This is a genomic window from Cytophagales bacterium, assembly GCA_033344775.1.
GTDB lineage: Bacteria > Bacteroidota > Bacteroidia > Cytophagales > Cyclobacteriaceae > JAWPMT01.
Genome location: JAWPMT010000006.1, coordinates 136,524 through 158,080, shown reverse-complemented (window position 1 = coordinate 158,080; position 21,557 = coordinate 136,524). Strand labels below are relative to the sequence as shown.

Here is a 21,557-nt window from a genome sequence, read left to right as displayed (position 1 = left end):
ATTCCAGATCAGATTCCTTGAAATAATCTTTAGGTTTTGAACGCAAAAAAAGCGGTACCTCCTGGCACCGCTTTTTAAATTATGTAATAGTATGATTATTGTTCAAAAGGAGGAATTGGGAACTCCGTGTGGATGATGTCTCCCGCTCTGTCATTTGGCAAGAAGGTGTCATTTAATCGACCATATCTCCTCAGGTCAAACATCGCATGGCCTTCTGCCCACAATGAATACGTTCTGTTGTACAGCATCTCATCGATCAGATCGGCTTCTGCACCGGCACCTGCATAATCCCCCAGACCGTAAGCATTACGAATGGCATTCAATGCTGTGATGGCATCAGCAAAATTGCCTTGCTGGATATTGGCTTCAGCGTAGATCAGTACCAGTTCCTCGTTTCGGATATGGTCCTTCGGAGAAGTCGCTGTAGCATAAAGGGCAATCTCATGCGTGCCATTCAGACCATCTCTTCCCACCGGATCATTTCTCATTCGAAACTTACTGATACGGGTATCTCCGGCCTGAATGTCCGAAATCATTCGATTGTTTACAATAAACTGATCTCCACTTTGTTGAGGGGCTTTGAAGATCGGGTTCTGCACTTCAAAACCGCTATTGCCATAAACGCGCTTAGGACCTACGGTCAAGTCACCGGCGATATCCAAAAAAGAAGCCTGTACCAGGCTCAGGGCACCCGCATAGTCTCCCTGATGGATCGCAACTCGGGCAGCTACCGCACGATTGAATTGTGCAAAAGTGGCTGGAGTATCAAAGCCAGCGAATCCTGAAGAAAGCTGGAACAAGAATTCACCACCTTGTAACTGATTAAATCCTTCATCTAGGATGGATCGAATAGCTGCGAAACCTTCCGTTCGGGACAAATAAGGTCCCAGGTTTTCAGGGTCGCGAACATCTACACGAACGCCGTTAGAATTCAACAGATCCAGGACATCCAGGAGCATGAGACCTTTGAACGTATTGGCAACACCACGATAACCATCCCGTTGAGCTTCGGTTAGAACGGCACTGGTTACTTCCACCGCATCAAGGATGAACTCGGCACTCTTGACTGCCTGATAGCGAGCAAACATGGTACCTGTAAGTTGCGGCTCAGACCCATTTAGGGTAGCTCCGTCTTTTCCGGGCAAGGTTTCCGTAGTTGTAGGGTCCGATGAGTTGAAAAAGTACAACTCCCTGGAGATAGTCCCTGTTGCGGTAATGAATCCTCCAACACCGTCCCGGGCACGAGCTTCCAGTCCTGCCACCAACAGGTCAATGTCCTGCTGACTTGGGTTGCCTAGAAAATCGAATAGGTTCGGTCCGTTAGGATTCGGAACTTCGTCGATCTCACATCCTGAGAAAATGAAGACCAGACTTAATAGAGTGATTAATGATAATTTTTTCATCTTTAGTCAATATTTAGAATCTGACACCTAAGTGAAGGTAAAACTGCTTGGCACTTGGGAAGGGAGTAACTTCAATTCCCTGAGACAGTCCTGAAGGACCAAATGCCGACGTTTCAGGATCGTAGCTCGTGTAATCAGTGATGGTCAGGATGTTTTTTCCGGATACACCGATTCTTGCTTGCTGCAGCGGACCCGCATTGACCAAAGGAATGTTGTAATATAATCCGATCTCTCTCAATCGAATGTAAGTACCATCTTCGATGTAAGCACGAGCACCATCCGTTGCGAAACGTGGGTTGGCCACTACATCCGGATCATCCAGATCAGGAGTGACCCCACCAAAGTCAGACAGCAGTTTGGTCAGGTTCAGTACGTCGCCACCTTCTTTCCAGTGCCACAAGAAGGACAAGTTGAAATTTTTAGCGATGGTCAATTCATTGAACCAGCTCATTTGGAAATCAGGAGCGGCATCGCCGATGATGGTAGGTACTCCACCGATATTTGCAGCTAGAGAGGTCGCTGTTTCTCCTTCACGAATAAATGAGCTACCAAACGTCAGGCTAAATCCTTCACCGGAAGGCTGGAATTCTCCAATGCCCAGTCGGTCAACCTGTGCTTCATTGTACCACCAACTTACGGTTGTATTCCAGTTCAGGAACGAATTGGTTACTGGGTTGGCATTCAAAGCGATCTCAATTCCACGATTTCTCAGATCGAAATCAGTCCGGATCTGATTGGAGAACCCTGAAGACAATGGAATGGACGAGAAAGGATAGATCAGGTTTTTGACGTCCCTTTGATAACCGGTGAATTCAAGTCCGAAACGTCCGTCAAGGAACGCCATGTCGATCCCGTACTCAATTTCCTGAGAAGTTTCAGGCTCCAGGTTAGTGTCACCAAGCTGTGCTGCAAATCCATTCTGGCCAACATTCGGTAAGCTAAGGCCCAGTACGCCGCCAACAGAGGTTGCCCCAAGAGGAGTGAATAAAGATCCGAATCGAGCACTACTTCCTGTTTCACCATAAGCCAGACGAACTTTCAGTAAGTTCATCGCGCTCACACTCCAGAAATCGAAATTGGCGACATTTACCGCAACCGATGCTCTGGGGAATGCAAAATATTTATTTGGATCTCCATTCAGGCTCGATTTATCAAAACGAATACCAGCTGTAGCAATTACACGGTCGTCCCAGTTGAATTGTCCCTGACCGATGATCCCGAATTCTTCTTCAGCTGTGAGTCGCTGGAAAGTACTAAAAGCATTACCCTGACCCGAGTTGGTTTGGGTAGGCACTAATTGTGTGGTTTGGTTGATGGTCTCATCACTTTCGAAATTCAGGTAAGAGATACCAAACTGACCATTCAGACTGATGTTGTTCGCGGTAAAGAAGTCCACCACCGCAAAGGCCTGATAATTGTACTGCAAAGAATTGTTTCGCCCTGCACTGATGAATCCATTGGTCGTGCTTCGCTGCACCTGGTGCGTTTCCGGAATGTAAACGAAGGTTTTGGCAAGGAAGAAGTCCAGACCTCCATTGGCGACCAGTTTCACTTGTAAGTTATCTCGACGTAGCAGATTATAATCCACTTTGACACCCTGCAACAATCGATTCACTTCCTCATCATTGTCGATTCGATCCCTGTTGAAAATGATGTTTGTTGCGGCAAAACGACCATCAGGATAGTTGCCGTTTTCATCGGGGAAGAGGTCTTCCCAATCGGCAGTAACCAGTGCCAGGTTGTAACCAACACTGAATCCACCATTGTTTTCATTACCTACAGGTCCTCGTGCGGCAGTACTATTCACGTAGTTGGAAGAAAATCCAATCTTCAGATCATCTGAGATTTTGTGATCCAGGTTCAATCGAATGGAAGTTCGATCGTAGCCAGTTCTTTTCATGATGCCATCTTCATCGCGACGGCTGGTATTGAAGTAGAACTTGGTTTTGTCATTTCCTCCAGAAATAGAGAGCCTGGAATCAGAAATGAACCCTTCTTCACCATACAGCTCCTCTTCGTAGTTGAAAATACGCCCAGCTTGCTGTGCAGCTCGGAAGTTGGCCACTTCTCCGGCACCAAACTGAGCTGCAACTGTCTCCTCAGTAAAGGTTCTTCTTCCAGCGAAGTTTTGTATCGTATTGAAACCAAAATCCTGATCGAATCGAATTTGAGTTTTACCATCGGTACCTCGCTTCGTATTGATGATCACAACCCCGGCATTAGCACGCGTCCCATAAATGGCTGCAGCGGAAGCGCCCTTAAGGATTTCAATGCTTTCAATGTCCTCAGGATTAATGTCAGAAACCCGGTTCGACCCACCTTCTTCTCTGCCGGCATTGGCACCAGAAGCCACAGAAGAACCATTAGTCAGTTGGGTGTTGCTGATGTAAACCCCATCCACGATAAACAACGGCTGGTTGTTGCCGGAAAGTGAAGATATTCCTCTCAGCCTCATAGCGGTTTGTCCTCCGGGAGCACCACCTGCTGAGTTAATGTTCACCCCGGTCATTTTGCCATAAAGTGCCCCATCCAGGGTGGCACCGGTCGTGGTTCCTGTCAGCGCTTTAGCATTTACAGTGGAAACATTGTTCGCAAGATTGGAACGTTTGATGTTGGAAGCAAGACCCGTGACTACCACCTCTTCAAGGTTCGTTACGTCTTCAGAAAGTTGAACGTCCAGTGTTCCTCCGGTTATTTCCTTTTCTTGCGCGGCAAAGCCGATGAAAGAGAATACTAATATGTCTGAGCCTGATGGCACACTGATGCTGTAATCTCCGCTGACCGTAGTAGTTGTTCCTACGGTGGTTCCTTTCACGATCACGGTAACACCCGGGAGTCCGTCACCGGTATTTTTATCCGTTACCCGACCGGATACGGTCGTTTGAGCCCACGCTACTTGCACCGAAAGGAGCAGCAGAAAGACCCAACTGAATTGCCAGTAAATTTTCTTCATGGTTTGGAAATTTTGAGTTTGTTGAAAAAATGAATTTGCCAGGCGGCAATTAAAAAAAAGGAAGATTATCGATTTTCTCTAAGAGACCAAAGAATGACATGGATTTTTACTAGCATTTAGCCGTTTTTGTAATAAAACACCAGAGAAGTACAGAAAAACAGAAAAAAATTATGCTTGGATATGCGTTTAAGGTTAATTAACAGTTAAAGGCACCCATCATCTTTGGAGAAAAAGAATTTTATTCTCATCTACTATTCTTAGAAAAGCGGGGTAAGAAATAAATTCCCATAACACATCAATTCCATTGGGGCAGATCCTCTTTTTTGATCTCCAAACAGGTTAATATTGCTGATCATCCATTTTGCAATAAACCACCACTGACCTACTGATGGCAAAGACCAAAGCCAAAGCCAAGGAAACTCCCTTAATGAAGCAGTACAATGCCATTAAGGCAAAGTACCCCGGAGCACTATTGTTGTTTCGAGTAGGCGACTTTTATGAGACGTTTGCCGACGATGCGGTTACTGCCAGCAAGGTGCTGGATATTATTCTGACGAAAAGGTCGAATGGTTCTGCTTCTGAGGTAGCCCTGGCAGGATTCCCGCATCATTCCCTGGATTCCTACTTGCCCCGATTGGTTCGTGCGGGTCATCGGGTAGCCATCTGTGATCAGTTGGAGGACCCCAAAACGGTGAAGGGGATTGTAAAAAGAGGGGTTACGGAGTTGGTTACGCCAGGCTTGTCCATGAATGACAATGTACTGGAGCAAAAAAGAAACAATTACCTCGCTTCTATTCACTATACCCGAGATGGTGTAGGAATCGCTTTTCTGGACCTTTCGACGGGGGAGTTTTTCGTCACCGAAGGGGATAAGCCCTATCTGGATAAGATGATCCAGGGGTTTCAACCCGCCGAGATCATTTATTCAAAAGCCGAGCGGGACCATTACGATGCTGCCTTTGGCGATCATTACAATGACCTGGCACTGGACGACTGGATTTATACCTACGATTTCGGATACGAAAAGCTGATCCAACACTTCAAAACCAATTCTTTGAAAGGCTTTGGCATTGAGGAACTATCGAATGCGATCATTGCTGCCGGGGCAATTTTGCATTATTTGGATGCCACGGAGCACAAAGAAGTAGGACATATCACTTCGATCTCACGATTAGAGGAGGACAAATACATGTGGTTGGACAAGTTCACCGTTCGCAACCTGGAACTGGTGCAATCTAATCAACCCGATGGAACCGCGCTGATTGATATCCTCGATCAGGTTGTTACAGCCATGGGTAGCCGTTTATTGAGGAGGTGGCTGGTGTTGCCGTTGAAGAACCGCGAACAGATTGAAGGCCGACTAAACACGGTAGAGGCACTACTCGATGAAGAAGAATTGCTGGAAAAGATCGTAGAGCAACTCAAACAAATGGCTGACCTGGAAAGGTTAATTTCCAAAGTGGCTACAGCGAGGATCAATCCACGGGAAATGCTCCAGCTGAAGAAAAGCTTGAAAAGTATTGCTCCTATTTTAGAGGCATTGCGTGCTTCGGAAACCAAGGTATTCCATCGGATTGCAGATCAGCTCAATTTGTGCGAGACGTTGACCAATGAAATTGACGAAAAACTCAAAGAAGATGCGCCGATGCTGGTCAATCAGGGTGGGCTGATCCAGGATGGAATCAATGATGAGTTGGATGAGCTGCGAAAAATTTCTCACTCCGGAAAGGATTATCTCCTTCAGATCAAGGAGCGAGAGATGGAGAAGACAGGCATTTCCTCGTTGAAGATCGCCTATAATAAAGTCTTTGGGTACTATTTAGAGGTAACTAATTCGCACAAAGACAAGGTGCCGCCGGAGTGGATCCGAAAACAGACGCTGGTCAATGCGGAGAGATACATCACGGATGAACTCAAGACATATGAAGAAAAGATCCTCAATGCGGAGGATCGGATTCTGGTCATTGAGACCAAATTGTACAATGAATTGGTGGCACATGCTTCCGAGTTCATCAATCCCGTCCAGCAGAATGCGCAAGTACTGGCTACCCTTGATTGTCTGAGCAATTTTGCCTCTCTGGCCAAGCAAAATCATTATGTAAAGCCTTCGTTATCCAATGAATCGGTGCTTGACATCAAGCAAGGTCGTCACCCGGTCATTGAGAAGTCGCTTCCTCACGGTGAGTCCTATGTACCTAATGATGTGTATTTGGACAGTGAATCTCAGCAGGTGATCATCATTACCGGACCCAACATGGCAGGTAAGTCAGCGCTGCTTCGTCAAACAGCATTGATCGCGTTGATGGCTCAAGTCGGCTGTTTCGTGCCAGCTGGATACGCCAAAGTCGGCATTGTTGATAAAATATTTACCCGGGTTGGAGCCTCGGATAATCTTTCTCGAGGTGAATCTACTTTCATGGTTGAAATGACGGAGACTGCTAGTATCCTCAACAATTTGAGCGAAAACAGCCTGGTGATCATGGATGAGATCGGTCGAGGTACGAGTACTTACGACGGGATTTCCATCGCCTGGTCCATTGTCGAACATTTGCACAACCATCCAAAATACAAGGCCAAGACCCTTTTCGCAACCCATTATCATGAATTGAATGACCTGGCCAAAGAAATGCCAAGGGTCAAGAATTTCAATGTGTCCGTGAAGGAGCTGGAAAATAAAGTGGTCTTCTTAAGAAAACTGGTAGAGGGCGGAAGCGAGCACAGCTTTGGTATCCATGTAGCCCAGATGGCAGGGATGCCCAATGAAGTGGTGATCCGCTCCAATGAGATCCTTCATTATCTGGAAAAGGAAAAACTCCCAAAAGGAGACCAGAAAAAGATCGAGGATATTCCCAGCAGTCAGTTCCAACTCAACCTTTTTGAAGCCGATCCAAAATTTGAAGAACTCGTCAAAGCTTTAGGAGAGATTGACATCAATACCATTTCTCCGGTTGAGGCCTTACTCAAATTGAATAAGCTTAAGGATATTTTGAAAGGGAAGTAATTGTCACACTTCGAGAGCCTCGGGGACACTCAGTCAATTTGACAATTCAAAATTTGCTGATAAGCGCGTCCATGCCGGACGCCCGGTCAGGGTTTTTTTCAGCTTAAATTCCGAATAAGCTGAAAAAAGACCGGTATCTCATTTACGCGTTTATCCACGTACTGAATTCAACCACCAATCTTCTTAAAATAAGCCCTGATTTCGTCCGGATTATGCTCCACATTCACGCCAAGCCCTTTGGCCATTGCAATTATTTTGTCTTCTGCGTCTTTTTGTTTCAAGGCCCTTTTTTCAATCGAAAGTCGTTTTCCCTGGTAACGAGCGGTCAATATCCTATTGAAATCAGGGTCTTCTACGATGTACTCTCGCACTAGCTTTTCTTTAAGAAAAAGCTGAAAACCAAAGGAGTCTTCCGTATCACCTACCCAACAAGCGAAAATTGGGAAGTGCCGACTTAATTTGGGAATCCTTTCTCTAAAGTTCTGGTCGTTCCACAAGGTGTAATAACCATCATCCATCAGGTGAAGCCATTCTTTAGACCGTGCGAGATAAAAATGACGATGATCCTTATGAAAAGACTGGCCAAGTGGCCCATCAGACAACTTCCATTCGGACAACTTTAGTGCATTAAGAACTCCGGAGGTATGAGATTCAGGGCATTTGATGAAGACGTAAAATGGAGCGATGAATGTTCCATTTCTAAGTAAATGGACCATAATTGCTTAGTTATGTTGACAGTGCTTGATCATGCTAGTAGTATCGATAAAGTGGTTGAGGCTGATCATCATTCCACTCACTCAATAAGAAAAAACTGTTGCCTTCAAGACTCCACGTCAAGGCTTCACCTTGTTTTTCGACTTCATAGTCGATCAATTCTGGCTTTCCATTGAGCAGGAGTTCCACGATTGGAGTTTTGTTTTTGTTCTCAAGATAGAAAACCTGATTGTAATTTTTGATGAGTATGTCTCCCTTGGCGTTGATGTCTCCGGCGGTAAGCCACGTGAGCGGCATCGTTCCTTTTGAAGCGATTACTTTAGATGTTCCAGCTTCAAAAGCAAAGGAGTACACCAGGATGTTATCTTCTCTTTTGGTGAGCAAAATCAAATTTTTAGTAAATGGATCGACCATCAGGGTCTCAGCATCCCGGGCACCTTCCTCATATTGGATGGTCATTTGGTCATAATTCACCTTTTTTTTATTGGTGCTGTCTATAGCGGGTTCTACAATCCGGTAAATAGTCAGGGATTCGTGAACGGCATTGTTATCACCGATTTCACCGATGAAGACATACCCTGATCCATCGCGGGAGATGGCGATATCTTCCCAATCTCGGTTTTTTGCACCTTTCAGGCGAGCCGTCATGGCCACGTCTCCTTTTTCATTGATGAGGTACAATTCCGGTTTACCGCCACTGTCATTATGCGTCCAGAGGTGGCCGGGGTTTTTGAATGAAACTGCAAGTCCGCTGGCTTCCTGGAGTCTGGCATCATTGGATTGACCAATGATTTCTTTTTCAGAAAACCTGGAGCTTAAGGGCAGGTCTTTGAGTGTAGGCCCACAAGCTACGACGGTCAGCAACAGGGCGATTAGGTCGGTTCTCATTTCTTAGCAGGGATTCGAATGGTAAATATCGATCAATTAAGGATTTGTACCGATAGTGTTCATGTATTCCTTTGAAAAAGAGTGTGATTTTTTGTGCGCGAGTTTGTTGGAATTGTAACCTGTTGATATAAATTTGCAGTCCCTTTGAAAAAAGGAACAGGCTGAAAGCCACTTCAAATAAAATCGGACGGTCAACCGATTGAAGTAGTAGAAAGCCAAAATCCTAAAGCGAGAGTAGCTCAGCTGGTAGAGCACAACCTTGCCAAGGTTGGGGTCGCGGGTTCGAATCCCGTCTCCCGCTCGAAAGGACTAATATGAGTATGCCGCCTCGCGCGGCATATTTCTTTTGATAGCAATAAGTTCTTAGAAGAAGGACTTTCAGATATAATGCCTCTGTGGTGGAATTGGTAGACACGCGGGACTTAAAATCCCGTGACCCTTAAAGGTCGTGCGGGTTCAAGTCCCGCCGGAGGTACAAGAAATCCTGGTGAAAGCCGGGATTTTTTGTTTGTGGGCACTCTAAATCAAGGAATGCCGGATCAAAAAAACATCGAGCCCTAGATTTAAGACTTCTTCTATCCATGAGAGCGCAATGTTTCAAAAGACTTGACCACTCAAAACAACAATAATGACTAACTTCCTCATGGCGATATTCATCCCATGAAAGACTCCATCAACCCGAAATACCCAGACATCTCCTTCCTTCGAGAAAAGGCTCGAAAGCGTATTCCGAGGTTTGCGTTTGAGTATTTGGATCATGGGTGTAATTCGGACATTAACCTGCAGCGAAATACATCGGATATCCGTGACATTCAATTGAAGCCTTATTACCTGCGTGACTTTAAAGGATCGACACTGGAAACCGAATTATTTGGGCATACCTACAGTGTGCCTTTTGGCGTGTCTCCGATAGGTTTGCAGGGAATGATGTGGCCTGGTGCGACGGAAATCCTCGCAAAAGCGGCTTTTGAACATAATCTTCCGTTCATTCTCAGTACGGTAGGAACCGCAAGTCTGGAAAAGGTAAGCGAGATCACGGAAGGGAAGGCCTGGTTTCAGCTTTATCATCCAGCAGAAGAAAAGTTGCGAAACGATCTGCTGAGAAGGGCGCAAACCGCACAATATCAGACCCTTGTCATTTTAGCAGATACACCTGCTTTTGGGTATCGACCCAGGGAGATCAAAAATGGCCTATCGCTACCTCCTCGCATGACCCTGAACAATATCTGGCAGATGATGACTCATCCGAATTGGGTACTACAAACATTGAAAACGGGAGCTCCCTTTTTCGAGACGTTGCGTCCATACATTCCCAAAAGAACCAGCCTCAAACATCTGGGCCAATTCATGAATAAAACCTTTGATGGCCGGCTGAGTCAAGACCGACTGAAAGCATTGCGCGATTTATGGCCTGGAAAGCTGGTTTTGAAAGGAGTCGCCAGTGAGGAGGATGTTGCTAAATGTTTGTCGATAGGATTAGATGGTGTGATAGTGTCCAATCATGGTGGGCGTCAGCTGGATCACGGTCAATCTGCGGTGGAAGCCATGAAGTCCATTGCAAAAAGTTATTCGGGTAAATTGACCATTATGATGGACAGTGGCATTCGGACAGGCCCGGATATCGCTTGCTGTTTGGCCGCCGGAGCTGATTTCACGTTTCTTGGCAGGTCCTTCATGTATGGTTTAGCTGCGGTTGGAAAGGAAGGTGGAAGCCATACCATTCACCTGTTGAAGAAACAACTACAACAAATCATGGAACAATTGGGTTGTGAGCGTATCACAAACCTTAAAAATCATCTGGTTGTGTAAGGTGGCAGGCATTCTGAGCCATTCGCCGAAGCTTCTTTTGTTCTGCAAAAAGCGTCGGGCTTACTTTATCTACGATTTACATTCACACTTCATACATGGAACAGATTAAAATTACCCTGGAACAACATGCAGCCACTTCAATGAAGTTATTACACGATCAATTTGAGGTCATCATCGATCGACCAGTGGCGAAAGGTGGGGGAGGTGCCGGACTGATGGGTGGCCAATACCTATTGACCGGAATTGCAGGTTGCTTTTGCAGTACCTTCTTTGCGGCGGCGCAGGCCAGAGACGTGACAGTAGCAGGGCTCAAGGTTCAGGTGATTGCTACCGTGAGTGAGGATTTGCCTAAACGTTTCACGGATGTGAAATTAGAAGTCACTTACGAAAGTTGCAGTGATCCGGGTGCATTTGAAAAGCTCCTGAAAATGTCGGAACAAGGATGCATTTCCGTAAATACGGTTAAAAATGCGATGACCTTTTCTGCGGAGGCGGTGTAATTAACAATCATTAAATAGAATCCTAGAAAAGATTGTTAATTAGAATGTCAAAGGAGATACTAATAATAAGAGCTCAAATTCACCCCATAAAGAAGAAGCTTGTTAAGTTAAGCGTCATTCCCGGCCTGTTCCCGGCCGGGAGCGGCGGGAATCTCAATATCATGTCTCGTCCTGATATAAGTTTACAGGTTTTACATATAGTCCTATCAGTAATTTACAATTTTCGATAGTCCTGAATAAGGTTTACAGTTCGTCTTTTTTTCCAAATGTTTTCAACGTTTATCGAAGGGTTATCATGAACCTGGTTGGGAGTTAGATTCCCAAGGCTCATATGTGGTCGTTCATTATTGTAGACTTCTATGACACGATCCAAGAGCTGTTTAGCTACATTTAGTGTATTGACTTCATAGCCATCCAGATATTCATTCTTGATAATACCATTTATTCTTTCTGCGATCGCATTCTCCAAAGGATCTCCGTTTTCAGTCATAGATATCATAATGCCATGCTTCTTAAGTAGAGAAACATATACTCCTGAGCAGTATTGAATACCTCTATCTGAATGATGAATCAGCTGATCTATTGACCCTTTATTATTATCAAGAGCCATCTTCAAGGCATGAAGTGTTTCTACTGATTCTAATGTCTCAGCAACTTGATATCCAACGATCTTTCTTGAGTATGCATCAGTGATCAGGCTGATATACAAATACCCAGCCTCAATCTTCCAATAAGTGATATCACTCACCCAAAGTTGATTGGAAGCTCTAGGTATAAAGTCTCTGATGTGGTTTGGATACTTGCGGAGCCAATGGAAAGATTGAGTCGTAAAGACTCGCCGCTTTCTTCGCTTAACTAACAGATTATGAGCAGCTAAGACGTTAAATAATGCATCTCTGCCCATTTTAATCTGATGCTCTAGCATGAACGGCTCCAGTAATTCATAGAGCTTCCTGCCGCCCATTCTACGATGAACTTGACGGATTCTGAGAACCTCTCTAATAATCAATTCTTCTTCAAATGAAGTCGTCTCTTGTTGCCAGTAGTATTGATAATAGGATTGCCTGGTCACACCAAATAATTGACACAATCGTCCCAGGGAAACACGAGTATGTCTTTCTTTTAATGAACTGATTATTTGGTATCGGACTTTTTTCTGATGGGTATTTTGAAGGTCCTTTCTGCTAATTCAATCATCGACCTATAGCCTTCTTCTCTCAGCTTTGAATCTTCAAGTTGCTTCTCCAACTGCTTAATTCTGGCAAGCATTTCCGACTTATCTAAATCTTCAGGGCCACCCATAGTCATATAATTGATCGGTTGACTAAAGATAGGTCTTCTTTTAGGCTCATCGTCGATATAGCCATACATTCTCATCCATTTTAGTATAGCTCCGTGCTCCTCGGGCTTGCCTGTGTATTTGTACCAAATCTCTTTTTTGGTAACACCGCCAGCGAGATATTCCTGAATCATTTTGTGGCGTTCAGCTATACTTATCTCTCCTCCATGGCGAATTCTTCCATTCTTGTTTTCATCCATTTTAGTTTATCACAATTGTGTAAACCTATTTTAGGACAAGACATCATTTAGCACTTCTATGCTTGAGATTCCCTGGTCCGGTACCCCGCCTACGCGAGAATGACGGATAATTTTATGGCTTAACTTATCAGCAATGGAGAGTTAAGGTGTTAGTTTACAAATACTTTAAACCTTTCTACCCCTCCTGCAAAGCCTCATTAATTTTCATGGCCGTTTGCTTGGCTGTTTTACCTACTCCGTAAATGGTGGCAGAAGCAAAACCCGTCCAACTACCGTAGCCCACCAGCCATAGGTTAGGCTCCTTTTTAGATCGGGTGAATTGGGTTGGAATTCGGCCATTTTCAACGACATCTAAACTCTGTAGGTGAACAAAATCAGGTTTGAAGCCTGTACACCAAATGACCGTATCGAATAGTTCTTTGGTTCCGTCTTCCCAGATCACACCTTTTTCGAAGAAGGATTTAAAAGGCCTTCGTGCATGAAGTACATCCCTTTGGCGCGCCTCTTTCACACTTGGGACCATCACAATATCTCCAAGGGAGTAGTTGACCGGCTTTTCGGAGGATTTGTTGAAAAATTTATTGGTGGCTTCATGAAAAAGCACCCGACCATCCACATCATCCGGAAGGAATTTTGGAGCTTCCAATGTCACCCATTGTGTATCAGCAACTTTGGAAACTTCGGCCAGGATCTGAGCCCCGGAATTGCCACCTCCAATGATCAAGGTCTTTTTCCCTGGTAACTCTTTGGAATTGCGATAATCGTAAGAATGCAACTGCTGGCCTTCAAATAGTTCATACCCCGCATATTTCGGAATGTGTGGATTGTTGCTGCTCCCCGTGGCACTGACCAACGTTTTACAGGAGTAAGAACCGACATTGGTATGCACCTCAAAAAGCTGGTCCTTTTTGTTGACATGTTGGACCTGAACTGGTCGCTGGATCGGCATTTTGTACCGATCTTCATAGGCACGGAGATACGCAATGAAGTCCTCCTTCGTAGGGTAATCGTGTTCTCCTTTGGGCATCATCCATCCGGACAGAGAGCTGAAAGTAGTCGGTGAAAATAAAGACAAACTGTCCCAGGTTTGTAACCATGAGCCACCTGCAGCCACCTGATTGTCGAGGATCAGATAATCAAGCTTATAGCGCCGGAAAAAATAAGCAACTGACAAAGCTGCCTGGCCTCCGCCGATGATGATGTTGTCGTATACTTTCATGTCATTGATCGAGCATTTCTCCTAATCGCAGGAAATTTGTATCAAAACGTAAAAATATCAGTTGATTGCTCTTTAAAATAGTGTTAAGATTGAGTCCTTTTGTGTTGTTATAATACAAGCACTCATTTCTGTTTTGATCATCCCCAAAACCATACGAATCCTGCTCATGAATCGTATCAGTGTGATGCTATTGCTAATGGGTATCGGGCACTTTACAATAGCTCAGAAGCGATCCGTTTTCTTGGGAATTGTGGTTGATCAGGTTACGAAAACGGCAATTCCTTATGCTCATGTCACCTTTGATGGAACAGCTGTTGGGACCAGTGCTAATCTGGACGGACAATTTGAATTGAAGATTCCAGCATCGGCACTTCCTGCGAACATAAGGATTTCTTGTATTGGGTATGAATCAATTACCCTTGCCGTCGCGAAAATCCCATCAGATCGTCAAAGGATCAACTTAGCACCTGTAACGACGGCTCTGGACGGTGTGGTGGTTTCCGCGGATAAACCAAAAAAGAAGGAGCTGAATCAGGCCCGAAGATTGGTGAAACGAGCACTTCGTAGAATTCCGAAGAACTATTCTGATGAAGCCATTCATTTGCCCGCATTTTATCGACATTACTGCGCGGAAAATGACAATTATGTTCGTTTGATTGAATCGGCCCTTGATATTACACGCTCCGGGAAAGATCCATACAAAGCTTACATCCCTCAGGAAAACCTGGGCTTTGAAATTTCGCAACTGCGAAGAAGTTTTGACTTCACACAAAATGCCCGGCTTTCTCACCCTCCCATTTCATTGAATTACTTACTGACTGGTGACTTGACTTCATATGAATACAGCAATCCTTTATTGGCGCTCAATACGAAATATCAATTGACGGATACAACCTCTTTTAATAATCAGGTCGTGTATGTAGTCGATTTTGATACGCCCAGGGACCTGAAGAGAAAGGCTTTTCACGGGAGACTTTACATCGCTGCCAAAAGCCTTGCGTTCTTGCGCATAGATTTTAGCGAATTGACGGGAAGAAAAACCATCAGTGACAGTACCGATGTTCAATTGGATCGGATCACTTTCTATAAAAAGCATCAGGACAAATATTTCCTGGACCGATCAAGTGCAGATGTGTATGCCTTAAAACTTTCTTATGATACCCTGGGTCGGACCATCGATTCGATTGTGCATACGTCGCATATCGAACTGATCACCAACAACATCTTGCCTAATCCTGAGAAGGAAAAAGGAGGCTTGCAACCCACTGCGGAAGATTTGGTGAATGTCGATTATGATTCCACCTTTTGGGACAATTACAATATCCTGCAGGCCACCAAGATTGAGGACAAGATCATTTCAGATCTGTCCAGGAAACTAGACTTAAGGAAGCAATTTGCCCTGTTCAATACGATTGAAGAAGGGGGTAAGTCCATCATCAGCTCAGATGCCTTTCAGTCGATAATTGCCAAATACAAGGATACACCGACCTATGTGGTGATTTGGTCGGGGAGAAATCACCCCAATCATTTTGATGTAGAGCCTCACAAGTGGCTGGCCAAAAGGCTGAAGCGAGATAAAGCACAGCTGCTATTGGTTTCGATTGATGATACGGATGAAAAATGGCAGTTGGCCAGAGAAGTTTATCAACTCAACATCAAAGGGGTGATGCACGAACGTATGAGTTTTGAATTCGATTCGGAGTTACTGGCTGATTTGTTTTCGAATGTGCTGCCATTTTACTGCTTTTTTGACAAATCCGGTGAACTGATCAATACTAATCCGCCATTGCCAGCAAGGGAAGACGTTCAGTTGCTGCTTTCCGCAAAGTCGAGCCGTTGAATCATCAGGTAAAACACCTTATCCTGTAAAAGAAAGCCGTAATTCAGGAATTCCTGGTGGTTGATCCGTTGCAGATAAAGTCCCAAACTCATGTCATAATTCGATAACTCCGGCTCATTAAGTACGCTGATCTGTTTCATGCCTTGTTCATCTGCCAGCCAATAGGATTGCAAGACCTGATTCTGTTCAGGAATACTGAAATTGGAATTCACTTTCGGAGGCATTTTCATATGAATTCCAGTATTGCCATCTTCGGTCACCTTTAAGATCGTCGTTTGGCTGTGTCGGTTACCCTGTTCCTGCAGGCGATCGATGATCACATCTCGAAATCGGTAAGTGGCTGCTTCCGTATTCGAAAAATTATCCACACGGTCATTGAGCGTGGTTTCATTGGTATCAAAATCCCGCCTTCCGTAGCGATTGAGGTCAATTTGATCGACCATGGATTGTTCATCTGATTCACGTTGCAGCAACCCGCGTACTTCATAGTCCTTCTCAAAAGTTTCGAGTGAGACAATCACTTCACCATCCGGCATGAAAGAAACATCATCAATTTCCGCTTCCAGAGATTTTAAGCCTTTGGACGATTTAGAGGTGATTGCTTCGTTTTCCAAGACTAGCGTTTCGTCCAGCCCTTGAAAATCTTTCCATGCCCATTCTTTTATTGAAAGGCCACTCGCGTCCTTTACGAAATGAGCCAATCCCAACACCAATTTTTTCTTTGCCAACGCCCCGATGGCTTCAAGTTTCCCGCTTTCCGTTTTATTGAATCGCAGATCCGTAATGTGTCTGTTGGGATGACTCAACAACAAGTTCCTGGTAATATCTCCTTTTAGATCAATGGAACGTAGTAAGTAGGCCTGGTATCCATTTTCATTGACTTCCAGTAACATGTCCAGCTCTTCATTGATCGGGTCAAAGGCAAAATGTGAGATGCCGGAGATTGGATTGGCATAACCCACGGGCAGTGTTTTCAACGTTTGGGAGTTATCGTCTAGCCGAAACGCCACCGGTTCTTCACCGATCATGCCCCTAACCCAATAAGTTTCATGAAACCTCGCCAATTCTAGCCCCTGAAAAGCCGTAGAAAGGCTGTATTCAGAAAAGGAATAATGACCATTTTCTGCTTCTATTTCCAGCAGCACAAACTTGCGCCTTCTTGTGTTAGACATCAGTAAAGCAAGCCCTTCATTATAGACTTCAGCAACATGCAGTACCGGATATTTCAATGTGATCCCAATCCCCCACAATTCCTTGAGGTCATCATCAAAGGCGATCACCTCCATGGATAAGTCCGATTTGGTTTTGATCAGGTAAGTTGATTCCACATTGGCCAATACCTTCACCTTTTCCGCTTTCGGATTCACCGGCAGGAAAGTACGACTGATTTGCTGTGCGGAACATATTGATGAACAAAACCCCAGAAAGAAGATTAAGCTACATTTCGAGAGCCTCAATGTCACCTGAAGTTTGTTTGGACAAAACAGAGTTGTGAATCTTTCGAAAGACATGCAAGTATAAACCTACAAATGCCAGGCCAGAAGAAAGAAGAATGGTACAAAAAATGAAGAAAACTTAATATGTTTAATCAAGCCACAAAAAAAATCGTCCTTCCGGCCATCAATTCAGTATTTCGATTCTTTAAGCCATTTAAGTTGATGTGCCGCCAGGCGGCCCTGCGGAATCTCAAAAAAGGAGTAACTACCTAGTCAGCTTGAGATTCCGGCAGATCAAGCTAGTACGCGATAAAATTTATTAAGACCTAAAATGATCGCCGGAATGACGTAAAAAAAATCGGAAATACATTTAATCTAAAACTATTAAAGATTTTCATATTCCTGAATCCATTTCCTTCCCATATCAGTTACAACACCTAAAGCAAACCAAACCCATTTCATGCTGCGTACCCCTATCGGACGATTCAGAATCACCGCCTTTTTAGAAGGCATCTCCTTCATCCTGATCCTGGCCGTTTCCATGCCCCTGAAATACTACTACGACATGCCCGAACCCAACCAAATCATCGGCATGGCCCATGGATTATTGTTCGTCCTCTACTGCTTCCAGGCCCTCGCTCTCACGATCCAAAACAGCTGGCCCTTCAAAGCCCTCTTCATCCTTTTCGTTGCTTCGATCCTTCCATTTGGTACCTTCTATTTTGTGCCAAAGGTGTTGCGGGAGCGGGGTGAATTGATGTCCTAAGGAACTATTATTTATACAACAGACCATAGAGAAAAGTCATCACAATTTCAGAATGCCCGGATATGTAAGTATCTCCTCAACGATTACTTAAGGTCAAAGCTTTATCTTGAGATTCTTCATTCTCTAAATATAAACTTGTACTTCAGGATCATTTCTTTTTTAACGAAAGGATAGTTCGTTGATCTTGACAAAAGGCCGCGATACCACTATCTTCAAAAACCCAATTAAACCAGCTTAAATATGGACGCTCTGAGACTAATTGAAAAAGAAAAGCAGGAAAATTCAGGTAAGTTAGACTTGGGAAATTGCGGCCTCATGGAAATCCCTGATGAGGTATTTTCCTTGAAACATCTTCATACTTTAATACTAAGCAATCAATGGTGGGACTGGAATCAAGAAATCTGGGTAAACAGTAGAAATAATGGTAAACCGAACCATATCAGTAAAATTGACAAGAAAATAGATTCTTTAACTAACTTAATTTGGCTTGTTATTAGCGGCGGTTTTGGGGAAAACTGGCAAATATCAGACCTAAGCCCGATTTGTGGGTTGCTTAATCTAAAACATTTAGATCTTAGTAACAATGAAATTAAGGATCTCAAAACTCTTGGTCAACTTGTCGACTTAAATTTCTTATACCTGCGAGGAAACAAAATAAAGGACATCCATTCGTTACGAGGTATTCAAAGCCTAATTCACCTTGACCTTCACTCCAATCAAATCGAAGATATTGCACCAATTGAATCGCTAAAGGATTTAAGAAGTTTAAATATCCATTCCAATCATATACAGGATTTAATGCCATTGAAAGAACTTATTAATTTGAGTTCTCTGAAACTTAGTAATAATCGAATTGAACATATTTCTGCAGTAAAGAACCTCTCAAATTTAAACATGTTGGATCTCAGCAATAATAAGATCCGAGACATTGAGGCAATAGCGCAATTAACTAACATTAATTTATTAGACCTGAGCAACAATAAAATCCAGAACATAAGTCCACTTAATAAGCTAGTTGAATTAAAACATCTGGATTTGACTAGCAACAAAGTTCAAGATATCAGTTCTCTAAAAATGATAATTCAGAAAGGAGTTAAGATAGCTACCTCCGGTTATAGAATTGGCATCAACCTCAATGGGAATCCTCTAACAAGTCCACCACTTGAAATCGTGAAACAGGGGAATCAAGCTATTTTAGGATACTTTGAGTCATTAGAAAGAAGTAAAAATGCAGGAGAAGGTACTGCTTCTTTACGAGAGCTAAAATTGGTTCTAGTAGGAGAGGGTGCATCTGGAAAAACTTCTTTACTAAAACAGTTACAAGGCAAAGAGTTTGACCCTAAGGAATCACAAACTCACGGCATAAATATTGCTCGTATGAGACTTAATGAACTTCCTGATTTCCAAAATATGAATGAATTAGAGGAAGTAGTGCTTCACGGCTGGGATTTCGGAGGGCAAGAAATTATGCACGCATCACACCAAATCTTCCTCACAAAAAGAGCCATTTATATTTATGTAATTGATAGCCGAAATGATAGTAAGAAAGATTATTGGTTACAGCATATTCGTCGATATGGAGACGGAAGTCCTTCATTAGTAGCAATCAACAAGATTGACTTGAATCCTAACTACGATTTGGAGAGAAGTACTTTGAATAAAAAGTATCCTTTTTTATCTCAACGCTTTTTTCGCATATCATGTAAGGAAGGTAATGGATTGAAATCATTGAAAAAGGCCATTGGTAGATTGATTCCATATACAGAACTTTATGGAATGCAAGTTGCTAAATCTTGGGTGTTAGTTAAGAAATCACTGGAAATAGCTACCGAGAAAAGCAATTATTTGAGTAGAGCTCAATTTCTCGAACTCTGCAATGCCAAGGGAATAAAGAACGCAAACGAACAAAATACGCTCCTACAGTTTTTACATGATTTAGGAATCGTATTCCATTTTAAGGCTTTGAAACTAAAAGATTTCTATGTCCTAGATCCACATTGGGTCACCGTAGCCGTCTACAAGATCATGAACACTCAAAGTGTCCGAGACGGTATCTTAAAGGAACGTCAATTAAATTTTATACTAAATCACGAAGTTTCAGAAGTTGAGGAATACGATCCGGCAGAAAAAGAATTCGAATATAATCCTGAGGAGCAACGTTACTTAGTAGAAATTATGGCCGAATTTGAACTCCTTTACGAATTAGGGAATAGTCAATATCTAATCCCTGATCTCCTCCCAAAGGAGTCAAAATCTGCATTCAAGACCCCAAATAGTGAGTGTTTACATTTTGTTTTGGAATATGACTTTTTAGCGCAATCCTTATTCAATCGATTGGTCATTGCTCGAAATGAAGATATAAAGGAAAGGCAATGGTTAGCTAGGAATCAAGTAGTCTTTGACAATGAAACGTGCTCATGTAGAGCCCTAGTGTTGTTTGATCTTGATAGTAAAATAATTACTATTCAAGTTTGGGGAAGGGAGAAAAGAAACTACTTGGCAATACTAAGAGATGCACTCTACCAAATTCATCAGAATTTTTACTCTTTGAAAATTCATCAAAAACTTCCAGTTCCTGGCCATTCTGAACATTTCGTTGACTATGACGAGCTTATTGGATTGGAACAAATGGGACAACAAAGTGTGTCCGTTGGGATTCTCAGAAAAAGCTTTGCAATTGCCGACTTTCTCGATCCCATTATTTCTAAACATGAACGCCAAGAAAAAGGTGATAACAAGATCACAAGAAGGGAACATGGAGATATAATTTTTAATCTTAAGCAAGAACAAAGTGTCGAGCAGAATACCGATGTAAAAACCACTGTTAGCATATCTATCCAGATCCAAAACCTCCTCGGAGAGACAGAATCTTTAAAGGAAGATATTGAGGATGAGCGCGAGTTACTCGAAGAACATGTTGCACCAAAGGAAATCGATGTAGCGGTCAAAGACATTGAAAAGGCAGAGAAAGCGATTGCTGAGATTGAACAGGCGTCAAAAAGTCAGCAACCGGTGGCGCAGAAATCTAGGAATCGGCTTAAGCGCTTCGTGGACGATTTGTCGGATGAGGATTCTCCGACGCACAAGACACTCAAAGCACTAAGGAAAGGGAAGGATTATGCGGTGAACCTGGCGGAGATGTATAATGGAGTGGCGGAGAATATTGGTGTACCGCTGGTGCCGAAGGTGATCTTGGGTGTGTTGAAGAAGTTGTGATTCCCCTACGATCAATTTTATTCTAATACAAAACTTTATCTCTGATTGGGCCTGCATAAAGGCAGAGAAAAGAGATACCGGTCTTTTTTCAACTTCCTGCGGAATTTAAGCTGAAAAAACCGGCATGACGGTTCAAATGATGACCATCTCAAGGGTAATGAGATTCTCACGGCTGATGAAGCATAATATAATACTCAGAACCAAGGCAACAGCCTCAGAATGACGGATAATGAGAAACGCTGGTTCAAGTAGTTAAAAAACTACATTGAATAT

The 21,557-nt window shown here is 43.4% G+C and carries 14 protein-coding genes and 2 tRNA genes; 8 read left to right on the top strand and 8 right to left on the bottom strand.

What is annotated here, in order from left to right; all coding sequences use genetic code 11:
• Positions 1 to 95: 95 nt before the first annotated feature.
• Both R8G66_30435 and R8G66_30430 read right to left on the bottom strand, forming a co-directional pair.
• The gene (locus tag R8G66_30435) at positions 96 to 1,403 is read right to left on the bottom strand and encodes a RagB/SusD family nutrient uptake outer membrane protein (GenBank protein ID MDW3196733.1); all 1,308 of its coding nucleotides are present in this window, start codon (positions 1,401 to 1,403) and stop codon (positions 96 to 98) included.
• Between the two features lie 13 nt (positions 1,404 to 1,416).
• Entirely contained in the window at positions 1,417 to 4,356 is a 2,940-nt protein-coding gene (locus R8G66_30430) for a SusC/RagA family TonB-linked outer membrane protein (protein ID MDW3196732.1), read from the bottom strand.
• A 388-nt stretch (positions 4,357 to 4,744) separates the two neighbouring features.
• Here R8G66_30430 and mutS point away from each other — a divergent pair, with 388 nt between their 5' ends.
• Complete coding sequence (mutS, locus tag R8G66_30425; GenBank protein ID MDW3196731.1) at positions 4,745 to 7,357, top strand: DNA mismatch repair protein MutS; 2,613 nt, start codon at positions 4,745 to 4,747, stop codon at positions 7,355 to 7,357.
• Between the two features lie 167 nt (positions 7,358 to 7,524).
• Here the strand turns inward: mutS and R8G66_30420 are convergent, their stop codons facing one another.
• Positions 7,525 to 8,073, bottom strand: coding sequence for a hypothetical protein (locus R8G66_30420; protein ID MDW3196730.1), 549 nt, complete (start codon positions 8,071 to 8,073; stop codon positions 7,525 to 7,527).
• 34 nt (positions 8,074 to 8,107) lie between these two features.
• Complete coding sequence (locus R8G66_30415) at positions 8,108 to 8,959, bottom strand: hypothetical protein (GenBank protein MDW3196729.1); 852 nt, start codon at positions 8,957 to 8,959, stop codon at positions 8,108 to 8,110.
• A 228-nt stretch (positions 8,960 to 9,187) separates the two neighbouring features.
• Here R8G66_30415 and R8G66_30410 point away from each other — a divergent pair.
• The 4 genes from R8G66_30410 (at position 9,188) to R8G66_30395 (ending at position 11,268) form a co-directional block, all read left to right on the top strand.
• Positions 9,188 to 9,260, top strand: a tRNA-Gly gene (locus R8G66_30410).
• An 88-nt stretch (positions 9,261 to 9,348) separates the two neighbouring features.
• Positions 9,349 to 9,434, top strand: a tRNA-Leu gene (locus tag R8G66_30405).
• A 185-nt stretch (positions 9,435 to 9,619) separates the two neighbouring features.
• The gene (locus R8G66_30400; GenBank protein ID MDW3196728.1) at positions 9,620 to 10,768 is read left to right on the top strand and encodes an alpha-hydroxy acid oxidase; all 1,149 of its coding nucleotides are present in this window, start codon (positions 9,620 to 9,622) and stop codon (positions 10,766 to 10,768) included.
• 95 nt (positions 10,769 to 10,863) lie between these two features.
• On the top strand, positions 10,864 to 11,268 hold the full coding sequence (locus tag R8G66_30395) for an OsmC family protein (GenBank protein ID MDW3196727.1): 405 nt from the start codon (positions 10,864 to 10,866) through the stop codon (positions 11,266 to 11,268).
• A 214-nt stretch (positions 11,269 to 11,482) separates the two neighbouring features.
• Here the strand turns inward: R8G66_30395 and R8G66_30390 are convergent, their stop codons facing one another.
• The 3 genes from R8G66_30390 to R8G66_30380 all read right to left on the bottom strand — a co-directional run bounded on the left by R8G66_30390 (position 11,483) and on the right by R8G66_30380 (position 14,026).
• On the bottom strand, positions 11,483 to 12,367 hold the full coding sequence (locus R8G66_30390) for an IS3 family transposase (GenBank protein ID MDW3196726.1): 885 nt from the start codon (positions 12,365 to 12,367) through the stop codon (positions 11,483 to 11,485).
• Positions 12,368 to 12,402: 35 nt separating this feature from the next.
• Entirely contained in the window at positions 12,403 to 12,807 is a 405-nt protein-coding gene (locus tag R8G66_30385) for a hypothetical protein (protein MDW3196725.1), read from the bottom strand.
• 175 nt (positions 12,808 to 12,982) lie between these two features.
• Positions 12,983 to 14,026: an ArsO family NAD(P)H-dependent flavin-containing monooxygenase gene (locus tag R8G66_30380; protein ID MDW3196724.1), complete on the bottom strand. Its 1,044-nt coding sequence runs from the start codon at positions 14,024 to 14,026 to the stop codon at positions 12,983 to 12,985.
• A 166-nt stretch (positions 14,027 to 14,192) separates the two neighbouring features.
• Here R8G66_30380 and R8G66_30375 point away from each other — a divergent pair, with 166 nt between their 5' ends.
• Positions 14,193 to 15,866 carry a carboxypeptidase-like regulatory domain-containing protein gene (locus R8G66_30375; protein ID MDW3196723.1) on the top strand — a complete coding sequence of 558 codons (1,674 nt, stop codon included), beginning with the start codon at positions 14,193 to 14,195 and terminating at the stop codon, positions 15,864 to 15,866.
• Here the strand turns inward: R8G66_30375 and R8G66_30370 are convergent.
• Entirely contained in the window at positions 15,833 to 17,233 is a 1,401-nt protein-coding gene (locus tag R8G66_30370; GenBank protein ID MDW3196722.1) for a hypothetical protein, read from the bottom strand. The two genes, R8G66_30375 and R8G66_30370, sit on opposite strands and share 34 nt — an antisense overlap.
• Positions 17,234 to 17,762: 529 nt before the next feature.
• Between R8G66_30370 and R8G66_30365 the strand changes: the two genes are divergently transcribed.
• On the top strand, positions 17,763 to 18,068 hold the full coding sequence (locus R8G66_30365) for a DUF3817 domain-containing protein (GenBank protein MDW3196721.1): 306 nt from the start codon (positions 17,763 to 17,765) through the stop codon (positions 18,066 to 18,068).
• A 240-nt stretch (positions 18,069 to 18,308) separates the two neighbouring features.
• Positions 18,309 to 21,284 carry a COR domain-containing protein gene (locus R8G66_30360; protein ID MDW3196720.1) on the top strand — a complete coding sequence of 992 codons (2,976 nt, stop codon included), beginning with the start codon at positions 18,309 to 18,311 and terminating at the stop codon, positions 21,282 to 21,284.
• Positions 21,285 to 21,557: the final 273 nt, after the last annotated feature.